The sequence below is a fragment of the Lichenibacterium minor genome, assembly GCF_004137685.1.
Taxonomy (GTDB): Bacteria; Pseudomonadota; Alphaproteobacteria; order Rhizobiales; family Beijerinckiaceae; genus Lichenihabitans; species Lichenihabitans minor.
Window position 1 is genome coordinate 1 of sequence record NZ_QYBB01000004.1, and the last position, 24,253, is coordinate 24,253.

The window sequence follows — 24,253 nt, forward strand, 5'->3', positions numbered from 1 at the left end:
TGACCAGCAAGATCGACTCGCGCACCATCCTGGGCGAGCAGGGCGCCGAGCAGCTGCTCGGCCAGGGCGACATGCTCCACATGGCGGGCGGCGGCCGCATCTCCCGCGTGCACGGCCCCTTCGTGTCCGATGCCGAGGTCGAGAAGGTGGTGGCGCACCTGAAGATGCAGGGCCACCCGGCCTATCTCGACGTGGTGGTGGCCGAGGAGGGCGCCGACGACAAGGCCGACGCCGCCGACGACAAGCCCGTGTTCGACAAGTCCGCCATGGCGGCGGCGGGCGGCGACGACGATTCCGACCTCTACGACCAGGCCGTGAAGGTGGTGCTGCGCGACAAGAAGTGCTCGACCTCCTACATCCAGCGCCGCTTGGCAGTCGGCTACAACAAGGCGGCGTCGCTGGTGGAGAAGATGGAGCGCGAAGGCATCGTCGGGCAGGCCAACAACGCCGGCAAGCGCGAGATCCTCGTCTACAGCCGCGACCTCCGCTACACGGAACGCGACGGGGACGAGTAGCCCCGCCGCACGGCATCGACGGCGGCGGGCCCGGGGCCGCCGCCCCACATCGCGAAGGGCGGGAGGGCGACCTCCCGCCCTTCGCGATTCGAAAGCCCTGGTCGATGCGATCGAGGGATGCCCCGGTGCGAAACCGGATCCCGGGCTGGCCCGTCCGCCGGAACTCCCGCGACCGAACATTCCCGACGTGTGCCCGGCCGCCGCCGCCCGACCCCGTTCGGCGCGTCCAGCCCGCGGCACCGGAGCGGTCCCGGACCGTCCTCGTGCTCGTCCCGGCTCCCGTGCCGCCGGGGCGCGGGAACCATGGCGGCGGCGCGGCGCGCCGCCCCCGCGCCGCCCCATGCGTTACAGAAAGTTCGGGCGGCGCGCGGCCCCGTTAACCCCGTCGCGGGCGTCCCATGGTTTCCATCGCGTTTCCGTTTCGGCGCAGGTTATCAAGATTGGTCAACAGGGTTTGAAGATCACCCGCACCCACGAGGAAGGCCGCATTCGCTTCAAACGCCGCTGTTGAGATTTACGCCTCGAACACCATTGATATGACCGCAAGAAAGATGAAGCTGAGCGCGTAAAACGCGAGAGTTTTACTTCAATCGACTGCGACGCGCCGGATCCATGATGACCCCACAGCGAGACGTGAGGGCATCATGGCGATCGAGTGGAGCAGAGCGGCGGTCCTGGCGGGTGCGGTGGTGGCTGGCCTCCTCGCCGTGGGCGAAGCCGCATCCGCCGCCCCCACCCTGCCCCGCGCCACCTATGCGGCCGTGGGCGAGCGCACCAGCGTCCCCTTCGGCTGGGTCGACTTCTGCAACCGGTACGGCAGCGAATGCGACGTCCAGCCGATGGACCCGGTCGACATCGACCTGACCCCGGCGGCGCTGAAGGACATCGAGCGCATCGACCGCCAGGTGAACGCCGCGGTCACGCCCGTGACCGACATGGACCATTGGGGCGTCGTGGACCGGTGGGACTACCCCGTCGACGGCAAGGGCGATTGCGAGGACTACGCGCTCCTGAAGCGCAAGATCCTGATCCACCAGGGCTACCCCCGTCAGGCCCTCCTCATCACCGTGGTCAAGGACCTCGAAGGCGAGGGCCACGCGATCCTCACCGTGAAGACGAGCCGCGGCGAGTTCGTGCTCGACAACCTGAACGATCGCGTCATGGCCTGGGCCGACACCGGCTACAAGTTCATCAAGCGCCAGTCGCAGACCGACCCGAACCTGTGGCAATCGATCGGCACGCCCTCGTCCGGCCCGCAGTTCACCGCCAAGTGAGGCCGGGGGCTTGGGCGCCGCCCGAGCCGCACCCGCTTCCGTGATCCCCCGACAGCTCGCCCCGGACCGTTTCGATGCCCGCGACCCTCAACCGCTTCGGCCTGGCCGTTTCGGCGCTCACGGCGGCCGGCGCCGTGGCGCTGTGGCAGCCCTCGGCCTCGGCGGGGCAGCCCCGCCCCGTCGCCGAAGCCGACGACCCCCTGCAGGTGCTGGCCGACGTCGTGCTGATCGAGTCGGATTGCCGGCAGTTCAACGTCGATTACGGCAGGCTCTTCGCCTACGCCGAACGCAACGGCATCCGCCCGGTCGACATCATGCCGTTCGGCGAACGCCGCGCCGCCTTCGACGCCGACTACCGCCGCCGCGCCCGCGACACCCAGGGGAGCCGGCTGTGCGGCGCCCTGGCCCAGGACCGCGACGCCCTCATCCCCGGCGTCTTCACCGCACGCTGACCGCGGCGGACCACGCGGGAGGATTTCACCCGCACCCGGAAACATCTAGTGTCCCGCCGCCGTCGACGGGATGGCGCGGGTGACGGAGTCGACATGGATCGGGCGCAGGGCGAGCCGCATCGCCACGAGGCCATCGCCTTCCTGTCGTCCGGCACACCCGACGCCACGGCCGCGCTCGCCCGCCTGACGGCGACCTACGGCAACGTCGACCCCGACCGCGCCGACGTCGTGGTGGCGCTCGGCGGCGACGGCCTGATGCTGCAGGCGCTGCACCGTTTCATGGGGTCGGGGAAACCCATCTACGGCATGAACCGGGGATCCGTCGGCTTTCTGATGAACGAATACGTCGAGGACGGCCTCCACGAACGGCTGGCCGCGGCGGCGCGCTCCATGGTCCACCCGCTCGTCATGACGGCGACGGACCGCGCCGGCCGCGTGTCGACCGCGCGGGCCATCAACGAGGTGTCGCTGCTCCGCCAGTCCTCCCAGGTCGCCAAGGTGCGGATCTCGATCGACGGCCGCGAGCGGCTCAGCGAACTCGTCGCCGACGGCCTCCTGGTGGCGACGCCGGCCGGCTCGACGGCTTACAACCTGTCGGCCAACGGCCCGATCCTCCCGCTCGACGCCGCCCTGATGGCGCTGACGCCGATCTCGGCCTTTCGGCCCCGCCGCTGGCGCGGCGCCCTGCTGTCCGACGAGGCGCGCGTCACCGTTGAAGTGTTGGAAGCCGACAAGCGGCCCGTCGCCGCCACGGCCGACCACCAGGAGATCAAGGACGTCGCCACGATCGAGATCGGCATGGACCACGAGACGGGGCTCGTGCTGCTGCACGACCCGGGCCATTCGCTGGACGAACGGATCCTTCGCGAACAGTTCGGCTGACCGGGCACCGCGCCCTGCCGCTCGCCCTCCCGGCGAGGAACGGCGGGCCGGCGCGGATCAGGCCGCGAGGGCGACGAAGGACGCCGATGCGGCGTGGAACCGCGGCTCCACGCGGCGCTCCGCGGGCGCGGCGCGCTCCCCTTCGCCGCCGCGGCGGCATTCGTCGCGCGCGGCTTCGGACTCGAAACGGCGCAGGAGGGCGGTGAGCCCGGCGACGGTCGTGTCCCCCTCGAGGCCGCAGCGGGCCAGCACGCGCCCCACCACGTCGCGGCGCAGCATCGCCGGGGGCTGCGCCCCGGCGGGGGGCCGGGCGTCGAGCGCGGTGCGGAGCACGGGCAGGAGGTCGTCGGAGAAACCCGCGGAGCGGACCAGCGCCGCGAAGGCCAGGCCCTGGTGGCGGCGCACGAGGCCCGACACGCGGTTCAGCTTCTGGCCGGACAGTTCGGCCAGCGCGGCCTCGAACAGCTCCACCTGCCCGCTCAGGAGCGCCCTGATGACCAGGGCGGGCGTCAGGCGGCCGGCGCCGCGCAGGTAGGCGGCGAAGCGCAGCCGGTCGCGGTCGTCGGTGTCCTGCCCCGCGAGGCGCAGGGCGGCGCGGTCGGTCTCGTCGGCGGCGACGCGGCGCGCGCGGGCGGGCGCCACCCAGCCGCAGGCCGTGACGAAATCGCGGAGCGCGTCCGCGGTGGCGACGACGAGTTCGTGGCGCAGCGCGGCGCCGAGGTCGGGACGGGCGCCGAGCGTTTCGCGCACCTCGCCGTCGCGTCCGAACCGTTCCAGGATGCGACGGCTCGAAATATCGGCGAGCGCCGCGGCGTGGTTTCGGCACAGGACCAGCACGGCCTCCACGGTCCCGACCTCGGCCAGCGCCCCCGCCACGGCCGCCGACAGGCCGGGCCGGGCCGCGATGGCGCACTGGGCCGGGCTTTCCCCCAGCGCCGCGGCGTCGATCAGCTCGGCGTCATCGAGGCGGGGGGACCGGGCCAGCACGAGGGCGGCGATGTCGGCCTGGTCGTTGGCCAGGGCCGACACGAGGTGGTGCGGGGCGTCGGCGGCGCCCGCGAGGGCTTCGGCGAGGGCGCGGCGGACCAACGGCGACGCGTCGTCGAGGAGGCACGTCATCGTGCGCTCCATCTCGCCCCGCTCGATCGGGTCGAGCTCCGCGTAGAGGCAGGCGCGGGCGAGGTTGCCCGCCGCCTCGGCGCGCTCCCCGGCGGACGCGTGCTCGGCCCAGGACAGAAACTGACGGCTCAGCATGGGATCTCCGCGGCGCATCGGTCCGGCACGCCGCGAAGATCCGCTTTTCATGGTAAAGGGCGGGTTAAGCCGCGCCCCGCGGGGTCCCTCGTCAGAAGCGGGACACGATGTCGGCCATCACCGGGCGGACACGATCCTCGACCGCGACGGTGGGCCGGCCGATGTGGACGAAGCCCGCCAGCTTCTCGTGCGGCGCCAGGCCGAAGGCTTCCGCCACGCGCGCGTCGTAGTTGTACCATTCCGTGAGCCACGCGGTGGCGAAGCCCAGGGCGTTGGCGGCGACGACGAGGTTCATCGAGGCCGCCCCAGCCGACATCAACTGCTCCCATTCCGGGATCTTCACGTGGGGCGCCGCGCGCGACACCACCGCCACCACGGCCGGGGCATGCTGGAGGCGCCGGGTTTCGAGTTCGATCCGGTTCGCCGGCGCCCCCGGGTTGTCGGCCGCGTAGACGGCCGCGATCAGGGCGCCGGCGCGGGCCCGGGCTTCGCCCTCGAAGACGATGAAGCGCCAGGGGGCGAGCTTGCCGTGGTCCGGCACCCGCGCCGCGAGGGACAGGATCGTGTCCATCTCGTCGGCGGTGGGGCCGGGCCCCGCCATGGTCATGGGCGGCACGGAACGGCGGCGGCGCAGCAGCGCGATGGTGGGATCGGTGTCGGTCATGGGGAAGGGCAAAGCACGGCGTCCGGGCGCCATCAAGGCGCGGGCACGGGAGCGGCGCCTTGATGCGGGCAGAATCGTGCCGCATCGCGACACGGCACCGTTCCCCTGCTTCCGGCTCCCATGATCCGCAATCGCCCGTCGGCCCGCCTCGCCGCCCTGCTCTTCCTCGCCGCGGCGACGCCGGCCGGGGCCCAACAGGTCCAGCCGGTGCCGGCGCGCCCGCCCCTGCCCGCCCAGGTGGCGCCCGGCGGCCAGCCGGCCCCGCAGGTGCAGCCCGCCGTGCCCGGCCCCGCCGGCGGCGCGGCGGACGCGCCGCAGACCGGCCGCGGCACCCTCCACCTGTCCGCCACGCTGACGGCCGATCCGCCGCTGGTGCGGGGGGGCCTGCGGTGGCGCGTCTTCGCCGACGCGGCGCAGCCCGACGGGACCCGCCGGCTCGTGGCCGAATCGGGGGACGCACAGCCGACCTTCGACCTGCCGGACGGCCGCTACATCGTCCACGCCACCTACGGCTACGCCGGCACCATGAAGCGCGTCGACATCGCGGGCCGCGCGTCCAGCGAGCGGTTCAACCTCAACGCCGGCGCCATCGAGGTCGACGGCACCCTGGGCGATGCCGCCATCCCGGCCGACAAGCTGTCCATCGCCATCTACGTGCCGGACCACAACAACCCGGAAGCCAAGCTCGTCGTCGCCGGGGCCAAGCCCGCCCAGGTGATCTGCCTGCCCGAAGGCAGCTACCACATCGTGTCGACCTACCTCGACACCGAAGGGGTCGGCTCGCTGACGCCCGTGTCGAACACCAATTCCACCGTGGCGGCCGACCTGCGGGTGCAGGCCGGCAAGCTCCTGCTCGCCACCGTCAAGCACCGCGCCGCGATGCTGACCCTGAAGCTCGTCAACACGCCGGGCGGCGAAGCGCTGGCCAACACCTCCTTCACGGTGCTGACACCCGGCGGCGACGTCATCCGCGAGCTGATCGGCGCCTTCCCGTCGCTGGTGCTGGCGGAGGGCGACTACGTCGCGATCGCGCGGCATGCCGGCAAGACCTACCAATCGGAGTTCAAGGTCCAGTCCGCGCGCGACAGCGACGTTGAAGTGACGGCGCATTGACGGGCCGCGCGGGCTCGACCAGGATCCCGGCCATGCAGTGCTTCTTCGTCCAGATCAAATGCGCCCTCGGCCGGACCTATGCGGTGGCGAGCGCGCTCGCCGAAGCCGAGATCGCTTCGGAGATCTATTCCATCGCGGGCGACTACGACATCCTCGCGAAGTTCTACGTGCCGACGGAGACCGACATCGGCCACTTCGTCGGCGACAGGGTGCACCCCATCCCCGGCATCGTCGACACCCGCACCGTGATCACCTTCAAGGCGTTCTGAAGCCAGCGGTCGGACGGCCCGTCCTCATCCGTCGCGCGTCAAACCTTCCGCAGCACGTCGAGCCGGTAGTCCGCGTTGCGCTCGGCGCGCAGCACGTCCAGGGCACCGCCGGCCGCGGCGCGGAACCGGTCGGACGCCTCGTCGCCCGACGGCGGCCCCCGCTTCTTACCGATCCAGTGCACCATCACGACGTCGCCCCCGCGTTCCAGGGAGCCGACGACCCGACCCGCCAGCAGGACCACGTCCTCGGCCCCGAGGTAATCGAGGACTTCGGACAGCACGACGAGGTCGAAGACGCCCGACGGCCAGTCGCCCGGCACGAACATGGACGCGAAGCGGATGTGGGGCTGATCGGCCGCCCGCGCCGCCGCGGCGGCCAACGCCGCCGCCACCGGCTCCACGGCGAGGAGATCGCCGCAGCGGCGGCCGAGCTCGGTGGTCAGGGTGCCGAGCGCGCATCCCACCTCGAACCCGCGCGGGTAGCGGGGCCGCGGCAGCGCCGCCAGGGTGGCGGCGTGCTTGGCGCGTTCGTAGCCGCTGGTGGCGAGGCGCCACGGGTCCGGCCGCGCCGCGTAGAGGGCTTCGAAATGGTCGCGCCCCAGCGTGTCCCGCCGCATTCCGTTTCCCGTCCGTCTCACCCAATGTGAAGCACGCCCGCGGTGGCGAGGCTGGCGACGCCGAGCACGCCGGCCAGAACGAAGGCTTCGACGGTGCCGATGATGATGTCCATGGGTCTACTCCAGAAGGCGGCTGAATGCATACGGCCCCCGCGGGTCGCCCCCGGGAGCCGTTCTGTGGAATTGGACGCGGCGGGAGTTCCGCCGCAAAGGGTCACCAGCGGTTGTCGGCCTGGATGATGCCGCGGCTCGTCACCACGACCCAGCCCCGCCCGCGCCGCTCGATCGAGCGGATCTCGCCGACGCCGGGCACGTACTCGCCGGGCGCGACCTCGCGCAGGCCACCGGCCCGGCCCTCGACGAGGGCCACGCCACCGTAGACGTCGCGCAGGAGCCATCCATCGACCGTCGCGGGCTTGGGCGGCACGTCCTGCGGGCGGGGTTGCCGCCCGGCATCGACCCGGGCGACCAGCTCGGGCCTGGCGGCGTCCGGCTTCGACGGCTCGACCTTCGCGCTCTCGGGCCGCGCCGGCGGTACGGCCGCGGCGACCTCGGCGCGCGGCGCGGGCGCAGCCTTGGCGGGATCCGGCCGCACCGGCGGCACGGCGGAGGCGACCTCGGGCCGAGGTGCAGGCGCAGCCTTGGCGGCATCCGGCCGCGCCGGCGGCACGGCCGAAGCGGCCTCGGGCCGCGGCGGCGGCTCGGCGACCACAGGGGCGGCGGCGTGCTGCGCGGGCGGGGGCGCCTTGGCCTGCGGCGCGGCGGCACCCTGGGGCGGGATCGAGGCCGTCGCGTCGGGCGAGGCCACCTGCCGCTCGATCCGGTCGAGGCGCGTCGCGAGCTGGGCCGCCACCTGGGCGATCTTGGCGTCGGGCTCGCGATCCATCCGGTCGAGGCGGGCCGAAATCTCGGCGAGCTTCGGCGACGGATCGTGGTCGAGCTTGTCGAGCCGCGCGGCGATCTCGTTCAGCTTCGGCCCGGGGTCCCGGTCGAGCTTGTCGATCTTGGCGCCGAGCTGGCCCACGGCGCCCGCCGAAGCGGCCTTGGCGCCCTCGATGTCCTGCTTCAGGACGTCGACGCTCTTCTTCAGGCCACGGATCGTGTCGGCCTGGCGCCCGTCCTCGGCCGATGCGCGCAGCCCGTCGAGGCTGGCCTTCAGCGACCGCACCTCGCCCTGCACGCGGTAAAGCACGTCCATGGTGGTGTCGGCCGGCGGCACGGCCCGGGCCACGGCGACGGCCTGCGGCTTCGACGCGAACACGGCGGTCCCGGCCACGAAGCCGACGCCCATCACCACCGCCACCGTCGCCGCCACGACGCCGTGCGAGCGGCCGAGCCCGGACGCGAAATCCGCACGGCGCGCGGCCGGCACCGCCACCAGGGCGCGGCCCTTGCCGAGCGAGATGCGGGGCGCCGCGCCGTCGCCGGCCGTTCCTCCTGCAGAAGCGGCGTCGTCCATCGCTGTCTCGGCTCCGGTGGTGATGTTTCGGTAACCACCCTGGCCCGCCAAGGGTGAAGGGAGCGTCAACCCCGCCCGGCCACGCGCTGTGCCGAAACGGGACGCGCGCCTTCGTCCGACATTTCGCTTGCGCCAGGAACGCGGCGGGGCCTTATTCACGCGAAAATCGCGATGCCCGAAGGGGCGCGCAGCCGCGGCCGGCCCTGGGGGCCCGCCTCCATCTCTGCGAGGTCGGGCGGCGTCGCCATCGACCGCGCGAATCCGCTCAAGGGGGGAGCCATGTACACCGAAAGCCTCGAGATCCACGACGCGCGCTTCAAGGGCCTGGTGTTCGGCAACGTGCATCTGGAGAAGCTGTGGACCGGCGGCCGGTGGACGGAAGGGCCCGCCTACTTCCCGGCCGGCCGCTATCTCGTCTGGTCCGACATCCCCAACGACCGGGTGATGCGCCTCGACGAGACCGACGGCTCCGTGTCGACCTTCCTGCAGCCGGCCCGCCACCACAACGGCCACACCGTCGACCGGCAGGGCCGGCTCGTGTCCTGCGAACACGAGGGGCGCTGCGTGTCCCGCATCGAGCACGACGGCTCGACGACGATCCTGGCGTCGCACGTCGACGGCAAGCGCCTGAACTCGCCCAACGACGTGGTGGTGAAGTCCGACGATTCGGTGTGGTTCAGCGATCCCACCTACGGGATCGACAGCGAATACGAGGGGGGCGCCGCCCTGTCGGAGACGGACGGCAGCCACGTGTATCGCATCGACCCGCGCGACGGCCGCGTCCAGGCGGTGGCGACGGACTTCCACAAGCCGAACGGCCTGTGCTTCTCGCCCGACGAGCGGCTGCTCTACATCGCCGACACCGGCGCCACCCACAGCGAGGACGGCCCGCGCCACATCCGCGTGTTCCGCGTCGGCGCGGACGGGCAAACGCTCGACGGGGGCAGGATCTTCGCGAGCCTGGACGAGGGCCTGTTCGACGGCTTCCGCTGCGACCGCGCCGGCAACGTTTGGACGTCGGCGGCCGACGGGGTCCACTGCTACGCGCCGGACGGGACGCTGCTCGGCAAGGTGCGGGTGCCGGAAGTGGTGGCCAACCTGTGCTTCGGCGGGCGCAAGCGCAACCGCCTCTACATCTGCGGGACGACGTCGCTCTACGCCATCTTCGTCAACGCGCAGGCGGCCACCTGGCCGGACACGTGACCACCGCGACATCCGCCCCGGCCGGGTCCGCGCTCCGGCCCGCCGCCGCGGTGGTGGCCGGCATCGTGTCGATGTGCTTCGGCACGTCCTTCGCCAAGCAGCTCTTCCCCTTGGTGGGCGCCGAAGGCACCACGACGATGCGGGTCGGCTTCTCGGCGGTGCTGCTGCTGGCGGCCTGGCGCCCGTGGCGGAGGCGGATCACGGCGCGGCATGCCGGTGCGCTGGCGCTCTACGGGGTCGCGGTCGGCGTGCTGAACCTGCTGTTCTACATGGCGCTGCGCACCATCCCCTTCGGCATCGCTGTCGCGATCGAGTTCGCGGGGCCTTTGACCGTCGCCACCCTGTCGTCGCGGCGGCCACTCGACGCTCTGTGGGTCGGCCTCGCACTGCTCGGCCTGAGCCAGCTCCTCCCCGTCGGGGCGCGATCCGCCCCCCTCGATCCCGTCGGCCTCGCCTATGCGGCCGGGGCGGCCGTCGCCTGGGCGCTCTACATCGTCTTCGGCCAAAGGGCCGGGCGCGTGCGCGGGCCCGACGCGGTGGCGCTCGGCACCGCCGTGGCGGCCCTCGTCGTGGCGCCGTTCGGCATCGCCCGGGCCGGCGCGGCCCTGCTCGACCCCGCGCTCCTGCCGCTCGGCCTCGGCGTGGCGCTGCTGTCGAGCGCCCTGCCGTTCTCGCTGGAAATGTACGCGCTGCGGCGCCTGCCGAGGCAGACCTTCGGCATCCTGCTCAGCGTCGAGCCCGCCGTGGCGGCGCTGGCCGGCCTCGTGGTCCTCGGCGAAGCGCTGACGCTCGCGCAGTGGGCCGGCATCGCCGGCGTGGTCCTGGCCTCGGTCGGAAGCGCCTCGACGGCCGGCCGGCAGGAGGCCTGAGGCTCAGGCCGCCGGAGCCGCGAAGGCGGCCGCGAAGGCGGCGCGCTCGGGGCCGAGGTCGCGGTCCGGCGGCATCGTGAGCCTCCCCAGGGCCACGGCGGCGCGCTCGGCCGCGCGTCCGTCGAGGATCGGCGCGGCGTCGGCCACGGCCCGCGCTTCGGCCAGGTTGCCGTTGCAGTGGAGCAGGATGTCGCAGCCCGCGGCCGAGGCGGCGGCGGCGCGCTCGCCGAGCGTGCCCTCCAGGGCTTCCATGGACAGGTCGTCCGACAGCAGCAGGCCGTCGAAGCCGATCTCGCCCCGGATCACCGCGTCGATGGCGCGCTTCGATGTCGTGACGGGCCGCTCGGGATCGAGGGCGCGGTAGACGATGTGGGCCGTCATCGCCATGGGCAGGCGGTTGAGGGCGCGGAACGGCGCGAAATCGCGGGCGAGCGCGTCGCGGCCCGCCGCCACCACGGGCAGGTCGAGGTGGCTGTCGACCTCGGCGCGGCCGTGGCCCGGCATGTGCTTCACCACCGGCAGGGCGCCGCCGGCCATCAGGCCCTCCGCCCAGGCGCCGGCCAGGGCCGCGACCGTTTCGGGGTCGCGGCCGAAGGCGCGGTCGCCGATCACCGAGCTCGCGCCGTCGACCGGCAGGTCGAGCACCGGCGCGCAATCCACCGTGATGCCGCTCCCGGACAGGTCCCGCCCCGTCAGCTCGCCGCCGAGCCGCGCCATCGCCAGCGCGCGGTCGGGCTCGAGGGCGTGCATGTCGGCGTAGCGCGCCGCGGCCGGGTGGCGCTGCCAGTGCGGCGGCCCGAGGCGCTGCACGCGGCCCCCCTCCTGGTCGACCAGCACGGGGGCGTCGGCGCGGCCGACGATGTCGCGGAACGCCGACGCCAGGGCGAGGAGCTGCCCGGGCGACTCCACGTTGCGCCGGAACAGAATGAGGCCCCAGGGTCGCGTCGCGACCAGGAAGTCCCGTTCGTCGGCGTCGAGCGCCGGGCCGGCGCAGCCGCAGACGAAGGCGCGCGGGCTCAGTTGTGCACCACGAAGCAGGAGCCGCCCGCGCCCTGCAGCTGGGCGCAGAGCGCCTTGGCGTCGTCCTGGCTCATGCTGCCGACGCGGACCCGGTACACGGGCTTGTCGCCGGTCTCGGCCTTGTGGACCGAAGCGGTCAGCGCGCCGAGCTGGGTCGGGAACCTCTTCTTCAGCTTGGCGAAAGCCGCGTTGGCGTCGGCCTCGACCGGCGAGGACGCCAGTTGCACGCCATAGCCGCCGGCCGAGGCCGTGGGCGCGTCGGCGGTGTCGTTGGGCTTGGCCGACGCGAGCTTGGCGCCGGGCGACGCGGGCTGGCGCGCCGGCCGCGCCGGCGCGGCACCCGCGGCGTCGGTGGGCAAGGCGGTCAAGGCCGCGATGGCGTCCGCCGGGGCGGCACTCCTCGGCGTGGTGCCGCCGTTCGACGCGGTCTTGGGCGTGGCGGGGAGCGCAGAGCCGGAGCCGTCGGGGGCGGCCGCGACCCCGCCGGCCGTGCTCGACGGCGCGCCGTCGGCGGACAGCATGGTGCCGTCCGGGTGGACCACGAAGGTCTTCACCTTCTTGGGCTCCGGGAAGGGGCTCGGCGTGGGCGCCGGCAGCGGCCGGGCGCCGTCGGCGAGGTCGGAGGTCCTGGGCAACTGGCCGAGGTCGACCGGCTGCTCCTGGCTCGACACGATCTTCACCGGCCCGGACGACACGTTGCCGTTCTTGTTCAGCAACGCCGCGTCCTGGTCCTCCGGCGCCGTCGCGTTGGCGCCCTCGACCTTCACCTTGGTGGGCCCCGTGGCCGCCATGATGGTCGGCGCGGTGCGGCCCGACCCCGCCGCCGCAGCGCCGGGCGTGGACGGCCCCTTCACGAGGAAGCTCGCCGCGAGGCCGCCGCCGGTCAGGACCAGGACGGCGGCCAGCACCGCCAGGGGGCGCCGCGGCGACGAGCGCCGGTCGGCCCCGATGCCGTCGCGGATCTCGCCATGGGCGAGCGAGGGCCCGCCGGCTTCGGCGCCGTCGCCACTCTGCGCCCAGATGTCGGGCAGGGTGGACGCCGCGGCGGCCTCCGTCGCGTATCGCTCGTCGGCATAGGCCGCATCGTCGTGATGCGCCTCGTGTTCGGCAGCGTAGGCCCGGTCGTCGTAGCCCCGGTCGTCGTAGGCGTGTTGGCCGTGGTGGGCGTCGTGGCCGTGGTGGGCGGCATCGGCGTGCGCGGGGTCGTGGTGGTACCCGTCCGCATAGGCGTGCCCGTCGTAGGCCGGGTCCGCGTGGCCGTGGCCGTCGTCGTGGTGGTGTTCGTGACCGTCGTGGGTCGCTTCGGTGCCGTGCGGCTCCCCGCCGACGGGATAAGGGGCATCGCGCAGGTAGCGCGGCCCTTCGCCGTCGGCCGTGCGCTCGGCCGCCATCCCCGGCGAGGCCGGGCGGAACACGCTGCGGAACGGGTCGTCCTGGCCGACCAGCCGCGCGAGCTCGGCCAGCGGGTCCGCGTGGCCCTGCGACGCGTCGCGCCCCGGGGCAGCCATCTGAGGCTCGTAGCGGGTGTCGTCCCGGCGCGATCTCGCGGCTTCACTCATCGAACAACCTCGCCTCACAGAGTCCCAGCGGCCCGGGAGATGGATCCACCATGCCTCGCCGCGTCCCGTCCCCCGCGATGGTGGCGGCGGACAGCCGTACATCGGGAGACGGGCGAGCCCGTCAAAGCATCTCGTCGGGAGCCGTGACGCCGAGTATGCCGAGACCGGACTTCAGAACGAGGGTGGAGGCCGTCACCAATCCGAGCCGAGCTATGGATAAAACTCTCTCTTCTTCATTAACAAAGCGTAATTGTGGCTGATCTTTGCTTCTGTTCCATCGACAATGGATGGCATCGGCGAGGGCGCCCAGGTAGGCGGCCACGCGATGCGGGGCCTGCGCCGCCGCCGCGGCGGCGATCGCGTGCGGATACCGGACCACGGATCGCGCCAGGGCGAGGTCCTCCGCATGCGTCAGGGCGGACAAGTCCGCGTCGGAAGGGGGCGACGGTTCGATCGCGAGCGCCGCACCGGCGCGCAGCACGCCGCGAAGCCGCGCGTGGGCATAGGGCACGTTGAAGGCCGGGTTGCCGCGCGACCGCTCCGACCAGGCGGCAGCGTCGAGGTGGAGCGAGGTCGCGGGGCGGCGCGACGCCACGGCGAAGCGGAACGCGTCCGCGCCGAGGCCGGCGAGCGCGGACGGGCCGCCGACGGTCGTTCGCTCCGGCGGCCGGGCTTCACGCCGCAGCGTCACCGGGCCGACGACGATCGGCCCTCGCCCGTCCGGCCGAGCGGGCCGACCGGCCGCGATGGACAGCGCCGCGATCTGCTCCGCCGTCACGAGCGCGCGAGCCTCGCCGAGCGACAGATCCGGACGGAGTTCGGCCGAGGCCGCGGCGCCCCGCCCGCCACCGGCGCCGGATCCGCGCAGCAGCGACGCGACGGCGTCCAGCACGGCGGCCGGCCGCAGCGTGACGTTGACGAACCCCGGCCCGGCCACGTCCACCGAGGCGGAACAGGGGTCCGTTGCCAGATCGAGCGCGATCGCCCGCGCGAGGGCGACGGGGTCGCCCGCGGGCGCGGCCGCGTCCCGGGCGTAGACCAGGGCCGCGTCGACCACGACGTCGAACGCGGCGCCGGACGGGGATGGCGTCGCGGCGAACCGCCCGAAATCGAGGTCCGGAGGCAGCACGCCGTCGGCGATGCACCGGCGCAGCGACGCTTCGGTGCGCCGGCGATAGCGGTCGAACAGGTCCAAGCGCGACGCGTCTCCGATGGTGGCTAGGCCGCGGCGGAACCGGCGAAACCCGCGCCGCCATCGCCGGCACCGCGCGGCGGAACGTCACCCTCGCGGCGGGTCGATCCGCCGCGCGGGGCGGCGGCCATTGCGAGCATAGTCCCCCCTGCTTAAATCCTGGAAGACCGGGCCCGTGCCGCGTCCTGCGGCCGCGCAGAAGGAAAGCCGACATGAGCCTCAACGACACCCTTTCGCCCGTCACGCTGTCGGCCTCGGCGGCGGCGCGCGTGAAGCGCGTCCTGTCGGGCGAAGCGCCGGGCTCGGCCCTGCGCGTCGCCGTCGACGGCGGAGGCTGCTCGGGGTTCCAATATTCCTTCACCATCGTCCGCGACGTGGCCGCCGACGACCTCGTCCTCCAGCGCGACGGTGCGACGGTGCTGATCGACCCGATGTCGGTCGACTACATGCGCGGGTCCGAGATCGATTTCGTCGACGACCTGATCGGCCAGTCGTTCAAGATCCACAACCCCAACGCCACGGCGTCCTGCGGCTGCGGCACCAGCTTCGCCCTTTGACGGCGGCGGAAGCGCCCGCCTGCGTCCCCGGCGGCGAGGCGGGGGGCGGCGCGTTCCCGCCCTTCGGACATGTTCACCGAACTTTCGCCACACTACAGTCGAGCTCGAAACGGTGTCGCGCCAATGTTGCCGACCCCCGATCCGCATTCTTCAGTGGGAAATGGCGCTCAGACTGTGCATATGCAGGGCCAAGCGGTTGAAGAAAACGATTTCTCGCCCAAGTCAATCGCAACCCCTTGGTTCAATCCCGGCATCCGTGCTAGGGACCGGGACCACAGCGCTCAGCAAGAGGACATGATGGCGCGGAAAAATCATGCAGTCGATCGCCATCTCGGAGCGAGGGTGCGCTTTGCGAGGATCGAGAAGCGGATCTCGCAGGGCGCGCTCGGCGAGCAGCTCGGCATCTCGTTCCAGCAGGTCCAGAAGTACGAGCTGGGCAAGGATCGCATCAGCGCGAGCCAGCTCATGAACATCGCCCGCATCCTCGAGAAGGACATCTCCTTCTTCTTCGAAGACATCACCCCCGAGGGGGAAACCTCCGGCGGCATGGAACTGGCCGACATCGTGGACCGCCGCAAGCGGTCGCGGGCGAGCGCGACCTACGACGTGAAGATCATCCGGATCCTGCACTCGATCGAGGACGAGCGCGTCAAGCTGAAGCTCTACAACCTGATGGAAGCGATCGTGGCCTCGAAGGCTCCGGTCGAAGCCGAACCGCCCGTGGCGCCCGCCGCCCCCGAAGACGTCCCTTCGCTGGTGCAGTGACACGACGCTCGACGGGAAGCTCGCGCTCCCCGTCGCCGGGCGCACCGGCGCCCCGAGGTCTGCCCGGTCGACGGGCCGGGGCGAACTCCGGCGACGTTCTGTAATCGATGGCGACTCCGGAAGGGCTCGAACCTTCGACCTGCCGCTTAGAAGGCGGCTGCTCTATCCAACTGAGCTACGGAGTCTCGGACCGGCCCGCTCGGGGACGGCCGCGATTCGGGCGAACCGGCATCAGTGTGTCCACTGGCCGACGCGGGTCGACTTGAAATTGTCCGAATAGGACAGGCCGCGGCGCTCCTGCTCGGGCAGGTGATCCTCGACCTCGTAGGCGATGCCGCGCTTTTCCGCGAAGGCGACGGCCTCCTCGCGGGTGTCGAACGTCACCTTGACCTGCATCTCCGTTTCCGACGAGCCGGTCCAGCCCATCATCGGTTCGATCTCGACCGGCTCTGTCCGCTCGTATTCGAGCAGCCACGCCTTGGTCCGGGCGTGGCCCGATTGCGTGGCGCCGCGGGTCGGACGATAGATGCGGGCGATGGTCAAGACGCTTCACCTCGGGTGACGGCGGGCCGCGAGCGGCCCGATCGGAACGATGATTGGTCGGGGCGGCAGGATTCGAACCTGCGACCCTCTGCTCCCAAAGCAGATGCGCTACCAGACTGCGCTACACCCCGGACGATCGACGGGTCCCGACGCATCTCGGTAGCATGGGGGCCCCGTGGCGACAAGGTCAGGGCGCGAACATGGGGTCGACCACGCGGTCGCCCGGCTTCACGCCGATCCTGGCCGCCGTGCCGGCGTTGATCTCGAGCACGCCGAGCACGTCGCCGCCGGACGGGATGATGGCCTCGGACAGGGGTTCGGCGTTCGACTTCACCGACACGACGCGCCCGTCGGCGGCGATGAACACCATGTCGAGCGGCAGGTAGGTGTTCTTCATCCACATGGACACGGGCTTGGACGCGCCGAAGTCGAACAGCATCCCCTTGTCGGGCGCCATCTGGCGGCGAAACATCAGGCCCCTCTCCAGCTGGTCGCGCGTTCGCATCACCTCGACGGCGAAATGGTGCGTGCCGCTCGCCGTGGCGATGGCGAGGTCGTCGACCGCGGGCGGCGATCCCGCGGGAGCCGCCGCCTGGGCGGCAGACACCAGGGCGGCGAGGGCCAGCGCGAAGGCGGTCGTGGGGGCAGAAACACGTGGCATGGCGGGGCGTCCGTCCGCGGGCCGCGCCCGCTTCCGGAACTCAATGCGACGCGGGAGAGCCGGATTCAAGGGGCCTCACCTCGGCGGCCATGAGGCCCTTCGGCCCGTCTCCGAATCGGACCATCACGCTTTCGCCCGGCTTCAACTCGGTCATGCCGTAGCGGCGCATCACCTCGATGTGGACGAAGATGTCCTGGGTGCCGTCCCCGCGCGACACGAAGCCGAAGCCGCGCACGCGGTTGAACCATTTCACCACGGCGATCTCGAAGCCGCCGGTCGGCACCACCTGGACGTGGGTGCGGGGGGCGGGAGCCTGCGACGGGTGGACGGCGGTGGACAGGTCGAGGGACAGCACCCGGAACACCTGGAGGCCCTTCGCGCGCTGCAGCACCTCGCAGACGACGCGGGCGCCTTCCCGGGCGGCGCCGAAGCCGTCGCGGCGCAGCGTCGTGACGTGGACGAGGACGTCGGGCATGCCGTTGTCGGGCAGGATGAAGCCGTAGCCCTTCGACACGTCGAACCACTTGATCTCGCCCGCGACCTCCACGAGGTCGAGCGCGAAGTCCCCGCCCTCGTCGAGGCCGGCCTGCAGGTCCGAGGACTGATCTTTGCTGCCCAACGCGATCACCCCGTCCAGAAGCGGCGCCGCCCCGCGTCGCGGCATTCGAGGCCGCGCCGCCCGCCGGGCGAATCGACCCCGAAACGCCATGGGACGACCTTAGCACCGCCGGAATCCCGTCAAAGTCGAAATCGCGGGGGCGATCGCAAGATTATGAAATGTGTGTTGCCGGCCACGCGCCCCGTGCCGCGGCGTCGCGTCGCACGGCCCGTCGATCGGGGTCAGAGCGGGTCGAGGGTGTCGCCGATGTCGGCGTGGACGACGAGGTCGGCTTCACGGTCGAGCGGCGTCGGTTCGCGGTTGACGATCGCGAGGCGCGCGCCGTTCCGCCGCGCGAGGTCGGGGAAGCGCGCCGCCGGGCGGACCAGCAGCGTCGAGCCGAGGACGACGAACAGGTCGCACTCCAGCGACGCTTCGACGGCGCGCTGCAGCACGGCCGGGTCCAAGGATTGGCCGAAGGCGATGCTGGCGGATTTGACGATCCCGCCGCAAGCGCATTCCGGGAGCGCGCCGTGGCTCTCGAACCGCGAGCGGATGGGGCCGAGTTCGTGGCGATCGCCGCAGCCGAGGCAGCGCGCATGCGAGCCGACGCCGTGCAGCTCGACGATCTCGTCGTCCGGGCCGGCCGCGGCCCCGTGCAGCCCGTCGATGTTCTGCGTGACGACCGCGCGGACGCGCCCGGCGGCCGCCCAGCGGGCGACGGCCCGATGGCCCCGGCCCGGCCGCGCGGCGGCATAAAGGTCGTCCATGGCGAACTTGCGTCGCCACGCTTCCGCCCGCATCGCGGGGTCGGCGAGGTAGTCGGCGAAGGCGATGGGCGCATGGGCGCGCCACGGGCTGCCGGGGGAGCGGTAGTCCGGCACGCCGCATTCGGTGGAGATGCCCGCGCCCGTGAACACCGTCACGGCGCGGGCGTCCCCGAGCAGGCGCGCGAGCGCGGCGCCGCCGGCCGTCAAGCCGATTGTTTCAGCGGCACCACGTTGTGGAGCCGGGTGTCGGCGGCATCGAAGAACTTCTTGATGCCCCGCGCCGCCTGGCGGATGCGCTGCTCGTTCTCGACGAGCGCCAGGCGGACGTGGTCGTCGCCGTGCTCCCCGAAGCCGATGCCGGGCGCCACCGCCACGTCGGCCCGCTCGATGAGCAGCTTCGAGAATTCCAGGCTGCCCAGGTGCTTGAACCGTTCCGGGATGGGCACCCAGGCGAACATGGACGCGGCCGGCGCCGGCACCGCCCAGCCGGACGCCGCGAAGCTTTCGACCATGACGTCGCGGCGGGCCTTGTAGATGGCGCGCATCTCGGCGATGCAGTCCTCGGGGCCGTTCAGCGCCGCCGCTGCCGCCACCTGGATGGGCGTGTAGGCGCCGTAGTCGAGGTAGCTCTTCACGCGGGTCAGCGCGGCGAGGAGCCGCTCGTTGCCGACCGCGAAGCCCATGCGCCAGCCCGGCATGGAGAAGGTCTTCGACATGGAGGTGAACTCCACGCACACGTCCATGGCGCCCGGGACCTGGAGCACGGAGGGCGGCGGCTCGCCCTCGAAATACACTTCCGAATAGGCGAGGTCGGACAGGATGAAGATCTCGTGCTTCTTCGCGAAGGCGACGAGGTCGCGGTAGAAGTCGAGCGAAGCGATCATCGCCGTGGGATTGGACGGGTAGCACACCACCACGGCCAGGGGCTTGGGGATGGAATGCACCACGGCGCGCTCGAGCGCGGTGAAATAATCCGGCGTGGGCTCGGCCGGCACGGAGCGGATCACGCCGCCCGCCATGAGGAAGCCGAAGGCGTGGATGGGGTAGGACGGGTTCGGCACCAGCACGACGTCGCCCGGGCCCGTGATGGCCTGGGCCATGTTGGCGAAGCCTTCCTTCGAGCCCAGCGTCGCCACGACCTGTCGGTCGGGATCGAGCTTCACGCCGAAACGGCGGCCGTAATAATGGGCCTGGGCGCGGCGCAGCCCGGGGATGCCCTTCGACGACGAGTAGCGGTCGACGCGCGGCTTCGTCGCGGTCTCGACCAGTTTGTCGACGACATGCTTGGGCGCCGGCAGGTCGGGGTTGCCCATGCCGAGGTCGATGATGTCTGCGCCCTTATTCCGGGCCGCTGCCTTGAGGCGGTTCACCTGCTCGAAGACGTAGGGCGGCAGGCGGCGGACGCGGTGGAAATCGGACATCTCGGTAACGACCCTGGGTCGGAGGGGGCAGTCGCGGGCGAGCCACGATCCATACGGGAAAATGCGGGTTTTTGGTGAATCAATCCGCAACGGCGGGCTCGGGAACGGGCTTGGCGGCCCTCTTGCCCTTGCCGATCCCGAGCGGCTTCGGGGCGCCTGGGTGGAGCTGGCGCTGCTGCGCGGCGTCGAGGGCGGACTTCTGCGCCTCGATCTGGCCGGGCGTCTTCACCGGGAGGGGCGACACCCTGTGGGGCGTCGCGGTCGGCAGGTAGCCGAGGTCGGCCGCGTCCGGCCGGGTCCGCTCCACGAAATCCGGCCCCGGCCCGGGGGGCGCGGCCTTGATGTTCATCTTTTCCAGCACGCTGTCCCACAGGCCTTCGGCGGCGCGCACCGGCGGCGGGGCGGCGAGGACGGCCGCGAGCGCCAGCGCGGCGAGCCACCGGCCGGAACTCGACTTGCGATCAGGCTCTTTCCCCAACATACATGTACCCCGCGCGGCCGACGTCGCAGCGACGCCCGATGGGCTTCCGACACTGAAGGGTGCCGGGATATTATGTCCCGACCGGGACGGCAAGCGCGTGAGCGGTCCGCGCCCGGTCGGGCCGATGCCAGGGGCGGCGGAGAACCTCCCCGGCGGCGGACGGGACGACGGGCCACCCCGCGAGGGCGCGCCGGGATCGAAAGGGAGAGCGCCATGAAGGACCAGCGTCCGCCGCGTCAGCAGCCCCGCGCCGCGACCAAGCCCTCGACCAGGCCGCCGGCCGAGCGGGCGTCGACCCTGCACGATCCCGCGCCGACGGCCGCCGCCGCGGAAGCCGGCGACGCACCGGCGCGCGACGCCGCGCCGCGGGCCGAGCCCCGTCCCGCGCCGGATCCCGGCCCCGGCGACGCCGCCCCCCTGCCCGGCCACGCCGATTTCGACAGGCTGTCGCGCAACATGGGTTTGCTGGTCGCCGAAAGCCAGAAGGTCGCCGCCGCCTACATGGAGCCCCGCGCCCGGATGGGCGTGCCGCCGAAGGGCGGGGAAGAAGCGAAGGACATGGTCCAAACGCTGGGCCAGGTGGCGGCCCAGTGGTTCACCGATCCCGCCAGGATGATGGTGGCCCAGGCGTCGCTGTCGAGCCAGATGGTGGACCTGTGGGCCGGCACGATGCGCCGCATGGCCGGGGGCCCGGCGCCCGAGCCGGAGCCCACCCGGACGGCGGACAAGCGTTTCGCCGCGCCCGAATGGCGCGAGCTGCCGGGCTTCGACTTCATCCGCCAGGCCTACACGATCACCACCGGCTGGGCGGAAGGCCTGGTCGAGGATGCGGAACTCGACGACGAAACGCGCGACAAGGCGCGCTTCTACCTCCGCCAGCTCACGGGCGCGCTGTCACCGTCGAACTTCCTCGCCACCAACCCGGAACTGCTGAAGCACACCTTCGAGGAAGGCGGCGAAAACCTCGTTCGCGGCATGCGCATGCTCGCCGAGGACATCGCCGCCGGCAAGGGCGACCTGAAGATCCGGCAGAGCGACAACTCGGTCCACGAACTCGGCGTCAACATGGCGATGACGCCCGGCAAGGTCGTGTTCCGCAACGAGCTGATGGAGCTGATCCAATATGCCCCCGCGACCCCGGAGGTGTATCGGCGGCCGCTCCTCATCGTGCCGCCGTGGATCAACAAGTTCTACGTGCTGGACCTCAACCCGGCGAAGAGCTTCGTCAAATGGGCGGTCGACCAGGGGCTGACGGTCTTCGTGATCTCGTGGGTCAACCCGGACGAGCGCCACGCCGACAAGAATTTCGAGAGCTACATGCGCGAAGGCATCTTCGCGGCCCTCGATGCCGTCGAGCGGGCGACCGGCGAGCGAAACGTCACGGCGATCGGCTATTGCGTCGGGGGCACGCTGCTCGCCGTGACGCTGGCCTACATGGCGCTGAAGGGGGACGACCGGATCTCGTCCGCGACCTTCTTCACGGCGCAGACCGACTTCCGCAACGCCGGCGACCTCAAGGTCTTCGCCAACGAGGACCAGATCGAGGCCGTCGAAGCGCAGATGAAGGCCCAGGGCTATCTCCAGGGCTCGAAGATGGCCAACGCCTTCAACATGCTGCGGCCCAACGACCTCATCTGGTCCTACGTGGTCAACAACTACCTGAAGGGAAAGGCGCCGATGGCCTTCGACCTTCTGACCTGGAACTCCGATTCGACGCGCATGCCGGCGGCCAACCACGCCTTCTACCTGCGCAACTGTTACCTCGGGAACAAACTCACCAAGGGCGAGATGGTGATCGGCGGCGAAACGCTCGACCTCGGTCGCGTTACCGTCCCGGTCTACAACCTCGCCACAAAGGAGGACCACATCGCCCCGGCGAAGTCCGTCTTTGTGGGATCGCGGTTCTTCGGCGGGCCGATGCGCTACGTGCTGGCCGGCTCGGGCCATATCGCCGGCGTGGTCAACCCGCCCTACAAGCCGAAATACCAGTTCTGGTCCGGCCCCGAGGTCGGCGACAGCTTCGACGCCTGGCTCGCGGCCGCCGACGAGACGGCGGGCAGCTGGTGGCCGGACTGGATGGCCTGGGTCGCCGCCCAGGCGCCCGAAACCGTGCCGGCGCGGGAGCCCGGCGGCGGCGTGCTGGAGCCGCTCTGCGACGCGCCCGGCGAATACGTCCGCGTGAAGAGCTGAGCGCCGGCCGCCCTTGTCGCTGCCGCGGCCGCGCCGCATAGTTCCGGCCGCAGCCGGCGCCCGATGACGCGTCCGGCCTCGGGGAGAGACGAGCATGAAATTGGTGCGCTACGGCGAACCCGGACGCGAGAAGCCGGGCCTGATCCACGGCGGCGCGCTGCGCGACCTCGGCGGCCTCCTGCCGGACCTCGCCGGCGAGCACCTGAGCGCGGCGTCGCTCGACCGGGTCAGGGCGGCCGATCCGGACAGCCTGCCGCTGGTGCCGGGGTCGCCCCGCATCGGGCCCTGCGTGGCCCGTCCCTGCAACTTCATCGCCGTGGGGTTGAACTACGCCGACCACGCCGCCGAAACCGGCGCCGCGATCCCGAAGGAGCCGATCCTCTTCAACAAGGCGCCGAACTGCATCGTCGGGCCGCACGACGATGTGATGCTGCCGAAGGCGTCCGAGCGCAGCGATTGGGAGGTGGAGCTGGCGATCGTGATCGGCGCCCGCACCTCCTACATCGGCGAGAAGGAGGCGATGGACCACGTCGCGGGCTTCTGCGTGTGCAACGACGTGTCCGAGCGCTCCTTCCAGACGGAGCGGGGCGGGCAGTGGATGAAGGGCAAGGGTTGCGCCACCTTCGGGCCGCTCGGCCCCTGGCTGGTGACGCCGGACGAGGTCGGCGACGTGCAGGCGCTCGACATGTGGCTCGACGTCAACGGCAAGCGCATGCAGACGGGCTCGACCGCGACCATGATCTTCAACGTGGTGCAGCTCGTGAGCTACATCTCGCACTTCATGGTGCTGGAACCCGGAGACATCATCACCACCGGCACGCCGCCCGGCGTCGGCCTGGGCATGAAGCCCGCCACCTTCCTCAAGGCCGGCGACGTCATGAGCCTCGGCATCGCCGGGCTCGGCGAACAGAAACAGACCGTCGTCGCCTGGCAGAAGACCTGACGCGGCGTCGAACCCGGTGAGGCCCGGCCCTCGCCGGAGGGCCCGGGGGCGGTTCGCGGTCCCCGGGCCCGGTCAGTTCAGGCCGAGCATCAGTTCCAGGTTCTGCACCGCGGCGCCGGACGCGCCCTTGCCGAGGTTGTCGAGGGTCGCCACCAGCACGGCCTGCCGGCGCGGGTCGCTGCCCGCGACGCGGAGCTGCATCGCATTGGTGTCGACCCCGACCTGGGGGTCGACCCGTCCCTCGTGCGGCACCACGCGGACGTGCTCCGCATTCCTGTAATGGGCGTCCAGCGCGGCTTCGAGGTCGGCGAGCTTCGGCCGGCCCGGCAACGCATCGAGATGGAGCGGCACGCTGACCGCCATGCCTTGGCGGAAGTTGCCCACGGACGGCACGAAGATCGGCCGCGTCGACAGCCCGGCGAAGCGCTGGATCTCGGGCAGGTGCTTGTGCTCCATCTCCAGCCCGTAGAGCTGGAACGCCGGCGCCCGTCCCGCCTCGTAGTCCTCGATCATGCTCTTGCCGCCGCCGCTGTAGCCGCTGACCGCGTTGATGGCGAGCGGGTGGTCGGCGGGGATCAGCCCGGCCGCGACGAGCGGGTGCAGCAGCGCGATGGCGCCCGTGGCGTAGCATCCGGGGTTGCTCACCCGGCGGGCGTCCCGGATGCGGTCCGCCTGGCCGGCGTCGAGCTCCGGGAAGCCATAGGTCCAGTCCGGCGCCACGCGGTAGGCCGTCGAAGCGTCGAGCACCTTGGGCGCCCCTGCCCCGAGCCCGTCGGCGATCCGCACCGTGTCGCGCGAGGCCGCATCGGGCAGGCACAGGACGACGACGTCCACGCCGGACATCAATTCCGCCTTGGCGGCCGGGTCCTTCCGCTTGTCGGGGTCGATGGAGCGCAGTTCGACGCGGCCGTGCCGGCCCAAGCGGTCGCGGATGCCGAGGCCCGTGGTCCCCGCTTCGCCGTCGATGAACACCGTCGCCATG

General features: G+C 71.9%; 26 protein-coding genes and 2 tRNA genes. 12 read left to right on the forward strand and 16 right to left on the reverse strand.

Going from position 1 to position 24,253, the window contains the following annotated elements; genetic code table 11:
• The 4 genes from D3273_RS05260 to D3273_RS05275 form a co-directional block, all read left to right on the forward strand.
• On the forward strand, positions 1 to 515 hold a 515-nt coding region (locus tag D3273_RS05260; RefSeq protein ID WP_165359382.1), incomplete at its 5' end, for a DNA translocase FtsK.
• 644 nt (positions 516 to 1,159) lie between these two features.
• Positions 1,160 to 1,789 carry a transglutaminase-like cysteine peptidase gene (locus tag D3273_RS05265; RefSeq protein WP_129224247.1) on the forward strand — a complete coding sequence of 210 codons (630 nt, stop codon included), beginning with the start codon at positions 1,160 to 1,162 and terminating at the stop codon, positions 1,787 to 1,789.
• Positions 1,790 to 1,863: 74 nt separating this feature from the next.
• The gene (locus tag D3273_RS05270) at positions 1,864 to 2,241 is read left to right on the forward strand and encodes a hypothetical protein (RefSeq protein ID WP_129224249.1); all 378 of its coding nucleotides are present in this window, start codon (positions 1,864 to 1,866) and stop codon (positions 2,239 to 2,241) included.
• 93 nt (positions 2,242 to 2,334) lie between these two features.
• Complete coding sequence (locus tag D3273_RS05275; RefSeq protein WP_129224251.1) at positions 2,335 to 3,123, forward strand: NAD kinase; 789 nt, start codon at positions 2,335 to 2,337, stop codon at positions 3,121 to 3,123.
• Between the two features lie 57 nt (positions 3,124 to 3,180).
• On the opposite strand, the gene D3273_RS05280 is transcribed toward D3273_RS05275, so the two are convergent.
• A complete protein-coding gene (locus D3273_RS05280; RefSeq protein WP_165359383.1) occupies positions 3,181 to 4,377 on the reverse strand; it encodes a DUF2336 domain-containing protein in 1,197 nt (398 codons plus the stop codon).
• Positions 4,378 to 4,468: 91 nt separating this feature from the next.
• Positions 4,469 to 5,041, reverse strand: coding sequence for a nitroreductase family protein (locus D3273_RS05285; RefSeq protein ID WP_129224255.1), 573 nt, complete (start codon positions 5,039 to 5,041; stop codon positions 4,469 to 4,471).
• 120 nt (positions 5,042 to 5,161) lie between these two features.
• On the opposite strand from D3273_RS05285, the gene D3273_RS05290 reads away from it, so the two are divergent.
• Positions 5,162 to 6,154, forward strand: a complete 993-nt coding sequence (locus tag D3273_RS05290) for a hypothetical protein (protein WP_129224257.1) — start codon at positions 5,162 to 5,164, stop codon at positions 6,152 to 6,154.
• A 32-nt stretch (positions 6,155 to 6,186) separates the two neighbouring features.
• A complete protein-coding gene (locus D3273_RS05295) occupies positions 6,187 to 6,423 on the forward strand; it encodes an Lrp/AsnC family transcriptional regulator (protein WP_129224259.1) in 237 nt (78 codons plus the stop codon).
• A 38-nt stretch (positions 6,424 to 6,461) separates the two neighbouring features.
• Here the strand turns inward: D3273_RS05295 and D3273_RS05300 are convergent, their stop codons facing one another.
• Both D3273_RS05300 and D3273_RS05305 read right to left on the reverse strand, forming a co-directional pair.
• Positions 6,462 to 7,040, reverse strand: coding sequence for an SAM-dependent methyltransferase (locus D3273_RS05300; RefSeq protein WP_129224261.1), 579 nt, complete (start codon positions 7,038 to 7,040; stop codon positions 6,462 to 6,464).
• A 214-nt stretch (positions 7,041 to 7,254) separates the two neighbouring features.
• Positions 7,255 to 8,499, reverse strand: a complete 1,245-nt coding sequence (locus D3273_RS05305) for a hypothetical protein (RefSeq protein ID WP_129224263.1) — start codon at positions 8,497 to 8,499, stop codon at positions 7,255 to 7,257.
• 279 nt (positions 8,500 to 8,778) lie between these two features.
• Between D3273_RS05305 and D3273_RS05310 the strand changes: the two genes are divergently transcribed.
• Positions 8,779 to 9,702 (forward strand): SMP-30/gluconolactonase/LRE family protein, encoded by a 924-nt coding sequence (locus D3273_RS05310; protein ID WP_129224265.1) that lies wholly within the window; start codon positions 8,779 to 8,781, stop codon positions 9,700 to 9,702.
• Positions 9,699 to 10,571: an EamA family transporter gene (locus D3273_RS05315; RefSeq protein ID WP_245501005.1), complete on the forward strand. Its 873-nt coding sequence runs from the start codon at positions 9,699 to 9,701 to the stop codon at positions 10,569 to 10,571. The genes D3273_RS05310 and D3273_RS05315 overlap by 4 nt, the downstream gene beginning before the upstream one ends.
• Positions 10,572 to 10,574: 3 nt before the next feature.
• Here D3273_RS05315 and nagZ read toward each other — a convergent pair whose 3' ends face one another.
• The 3 genes from nagZ to D3273_RS05330 form a co-directional block, all read right to left on the reverse strand.
• Entirely contained in the window at positions 10,575 to 11,591 is a 1,017-nt protein-coding gene (nagZ, locus tag D3273_RS05320) for a beta-N-acetylhexosaminidase (protein ID WP_129224266.1), read from the reverse strand.
• Positions 11,588 to 13,150 carry an SPOR domain-containing protein gene (locus D3273_RS05325; protein WP_165359384.1) on the reverse strand — a complete coding sequence of 521 codons (1,563 nt, stop codon included), beginning with the start codon at positions 13,148 to 13,150 and terminating at the stop codon, positions 11,588 to 11,590. Before D3273_RS05325 ends, nagZ begins: the two co-directional genes overlap by 4 nt.
• A gap of 121 nt (positions 13,151 to 13,271) precedes the next feature.
• Positions 13,272 to 14,345: a DALR anticodon-binding domain-containing protein gene (locus D3273_RS05330; protein WP_129224270.1), complete on the reverse strand. Its 1,074-nt coding sequence runs from the start codon at positions 14,343 to 14,345 to the stop codon at positions 13,272 to 13,274.
• 209 nt (positions 14,346 to 14,554) lie between these two features.
• On the opposite strand from D3273_RS05330, the gene erpA reads away from it, so the two are divergent.
• Positions 14,555 to 14,899 (forward strand): iron-sulfur cluster insertion protein ErpA, encoded by a 345-nt coding sequence (erpA, locus tag D3273_RS05335; RefSeq protein WP_129224272.1) that lies wholly within the window; start codon positions 14,555 to 14,557, stop codon positions 14,897 to 14,899.
• A 180-nt stretch (positions 14,900 to 15,079) separates the two neighbouring features.
• A complete protein-coding gene (locus D3273_RS05340) occupies positions 15,080 to 15,664 on the forward strand; it encodes a helix-turn-helix domain-containing protein (RefSeq protein WP_165359385.1) in 585 nt (194 codons plus the stop codon).
• Positions 15,665 to 15,772: 108 nt separating this feature from the next.
• Here D3273_RS05340 and D3273_RS05345 read toward each other — a convergent pair.
• The 8 genes from D3273_RS05345 to D3273_RS05380 form a co-directional block, all read right to left on the reverse strand.
• Positions 15,773 to 15,849: transfer RNA gene (locus D3273_RS05345), tRNA-Arg, on the reverse strand.
• Positions 15,850 to 15,895: 46 nt separating this feature from the next.
• Complete coding sequence (locus D3273_RS05350; RefSeq protein ID WP_129224275.1) at positions 15,896 to 16,207, reverse strand: ETC complex I subunit; 312 nt, start codon at positions 16,205 to 16,207, stop codon at positions 15,896 to 15,898.
• A 54-nt stretch (positions 16,208 to 16,261) separates the two neighbouring features.
• Positions 16,262 to 16,338: transfer RNA gene (locus D3273_RS05355), tRNA-Pro, on the reverse strand.
• 56 nt (positions 16,339 to 16,394) lie between these two features.
• A complete protein-coding gene (locus D3273_RS05360) occupies positions 16,395 to 16,868 on the reverse strand; it encodes a DUF192 domain-containing protein (protein ID WP_129224277.1) in 474 nt (157 codons plus the stop codon).
• A gap of 40 nt (positions 16,869 to 16,908) precedes the next feature.
• Positions 16,909 to 17,532: a cold-shock protein gene (locus D3273_RS05365; RefSeq protein ID WP_129224279.1), complete on the reverse strand. Its 624-nt coding sequence runs from the start codon at positions 17,530 to 17,532 to the stop codon at positions 16,909 to 16,911.
• A gap of 176 nt (positions 17,533 to 17,708) precedes the next feature.
• The gene (locus D3273_RS05370) at positions 17,709 to 18,443 is read right to left on the reverse strand and encodes an SIR2 family NAD-dependent protein deacylase (protein WP_245501006.1); all 735 of its coding nucleotides are present in this window, start codon (positions 18,441 to 18,443) and stop codon (positions 17,709 to 17,711) included.
• Complete coding sequence (locus D3273_RS05375; protein WP_129224281.1) at positions 18,440 to 19,657, reverse strand: LL-diaminopimelate aminotransferase; 1,218 nt, start codon at positions 19,655 to 19,657, stop codon at positions 18,440 to 18,442. Before D3273_RS05375 ends, D3273_RS05370 begins: the two co-directional genes overlap by 4 nt.
• A gap of 79 nt (positions 19,658 to 19,736) precedes the next feature.
• Entirely contained in the window at positions 19,737 to 20,138 is a 402-nt protein-coding gene (locus D3273_RS05380) for a hypothetical protein (protein WP_129224283.1), read from the reverse strand.
• Between the two features lie 213 nt (positions 20,139 to 20,351).
• Between D3273_RS05380 and D3273_RS05385 the strand changes: the two genes are divergently transcribed.
• Both D3273_RS05385 and D3273_RS05390 read left to right on the forward strand, forming a co-directional pair.
• Positions 20,352 to 22,328: a PHA/PHB synthase family protein gene (locus D3273_RS05385; protein ID WP_129224285.1), complete on the forward strand. Its 1,977-nt coding sequence runs from the start codon at positions 20,352 to 20,354 to the stop codon at positions 22,326 to 22,328.
• Between the two features lie 94 nt (positions 22,329 to 22,422).
• Positions 22,423 to 23,271 (forward strand): fumarylacetoacetate hydrolase family protein, encoded by an 849-nt coding sequence (locus D3273_RS05390; protein ID WP_129224287.1) that lies wholly within the window; start codon positions 22,423 to 22,425, stop codon positions 23,269 to 23,271.
• Between the two features lie 72 nt (positions 23,272 to 23,343).
• Here the strand turns inward: D3273_RS05390 and argC are convergent, their stop codons facing one another.
• Entirely contained in the window at positions 23,344 to 24,252 is a 909-nt protein-coding gene (gene argC, locus D3273_RS05395; RefSeq protein ID WP_129224289.1) for an N-acetyl-gamma-glutamyl-phosphate reductase, read from the reverse strand.
• Between the last annotated feature and the right edge of the window lies 1 nt (position 24,253).

Coding starts and splice junctions, on each gene's coding strand:
- D3273_RS05265 (WP_129224247.1), top strand. CDS start 1,160: ATGGCGATCGAGTGGAGCAGAGCGGCGGTCCTGGCGGGTGCGGTGGTG.
- D3273_RS05270 (WP_129224249.1), top strand. CDS start 1,864: ATGCCCGCGACCCTCAACCGCTTCGGCCTGGCCGTTTCGGCGCTCACG.
- D3273_RS05275 (WP_129224251.1), top strand. CDS start 2,335: ATGGATCGGGCGCAGGGCGAGCCGCATCGCCACGAGGCCATCGCCTTC.
- D3273_RS05280 (WP_165359383.1), bottom strand. CDS start 4,377: ATGCTGAGCCGTCAGTTTCTGTCCTGGGCCGAGCACGCGTCCGCCGGG.
- D3273_RS05285 (WP_129224255.1), bottom strand. CDS start 5,041: ATGACCGACACCGATCCCACCATCGCGCTGCTGCGCCGCCGCCGTTCC.
- D3273_RS05290 (WP_129224257.1), top strand. CDS start 5,162: ATGATCCGCAATCGCCCGTCGGCCCGCCTCGCCGCCCTGCTCTTCCTC.
- D3273_RS05295 (WP_129224259.1), top strand. CDS start 6,187: ATGCAGTGCTTCTTCGTCCAGATCAAATGCGCCCTCGGCCGGACCTAT.
- D3273_RS05300 (WP_129224261.1), bottom strand. CDS start 7,040: ATGCGGCGGGACACGCTGGGGCGCGACCATTTCGAAGCCCTCTACGCG.
- D3273_RS05305 (WP_129224263.1), bottom strand. CDS start 8,499: ATGGACGACGCCGCTTCTGCAGGAGGAACGGCCGGCGACGGCGCGGCG.
- D3273_RS05310 (WP_129224265.1), top strand. CDS start 8,779: ATGTACACCGAAAGCCTCGAGATCCACGACGCGCGCTTCAAGGGCCTG.
- D3273_RS05325 (WP_165359384.1), bottom strand. CDS start 13,150: ATGAGTGAAGCCGCGAGATCGCGCCGGGACGACACCCGCTACGAGCCT.
- erpA (WP_129224272.1), top strand. CDS start 14,555: ATGAGCCTCAACGACACCCTTTCGCCCGTCACGCTGTCGGCCTCGGCG.
- D3273_RS05340 (WP_165359385.1), top strand. CDS start 15,080: ATGCAGGGCCAAGCGGTTGAAGAAAACGATTTCTCGCCCAAGTCAATC.
- D3273_RS05360 (WP_129224277.1), bottom strand. CDS start 16,868: ATGCCACGTGTTTCTGCCCCCACGACCGCCTTCGCGCTGGCCCTCGCC.
- D3273_RS05365 (WP_129224279.1), bottom strand. CDS start 17,532: ATGCCGCGACGCGGGGCGGCGCCGCTTCTGGACGGGGTGATCGCGTTG.
- D3273_RS05375 (WP_129224281.1), bottom strand. CDS start 19,657: ATGTCCGATTTCCACCGCGTCCGCCGCCTGCCGCCCTACGTCTTCGAG.
- D3273_RS05380 (WP_129224283.1), bottom strand. CDS start 20,138: ATGTTGGGGAAAGAGCCTGATCGCAAGTCGAGTTCCGGCCGGTGGCTC.
- D3273_RS05385 (WP_129224285.1), top strand. CDS start 20,352: ATGAAGGACCAGCGTCCGCCGCGTCAGCAGCCCCGCGCCGCGACCAAG.
- D3273_RS05390 (WP_129224287.1), top strand. CDS start 22,423: ATGAAATTGGTGCGCTACGGCGAACCCGGACGCGAGAAGCCGGGCCTG.
- argC (WP_129224289.1), bottom strand. CDS start 24,252: ATGGCGACGGTGTTCATCGACGGCGAAGCGGGGACCACGGGCCTCGGC.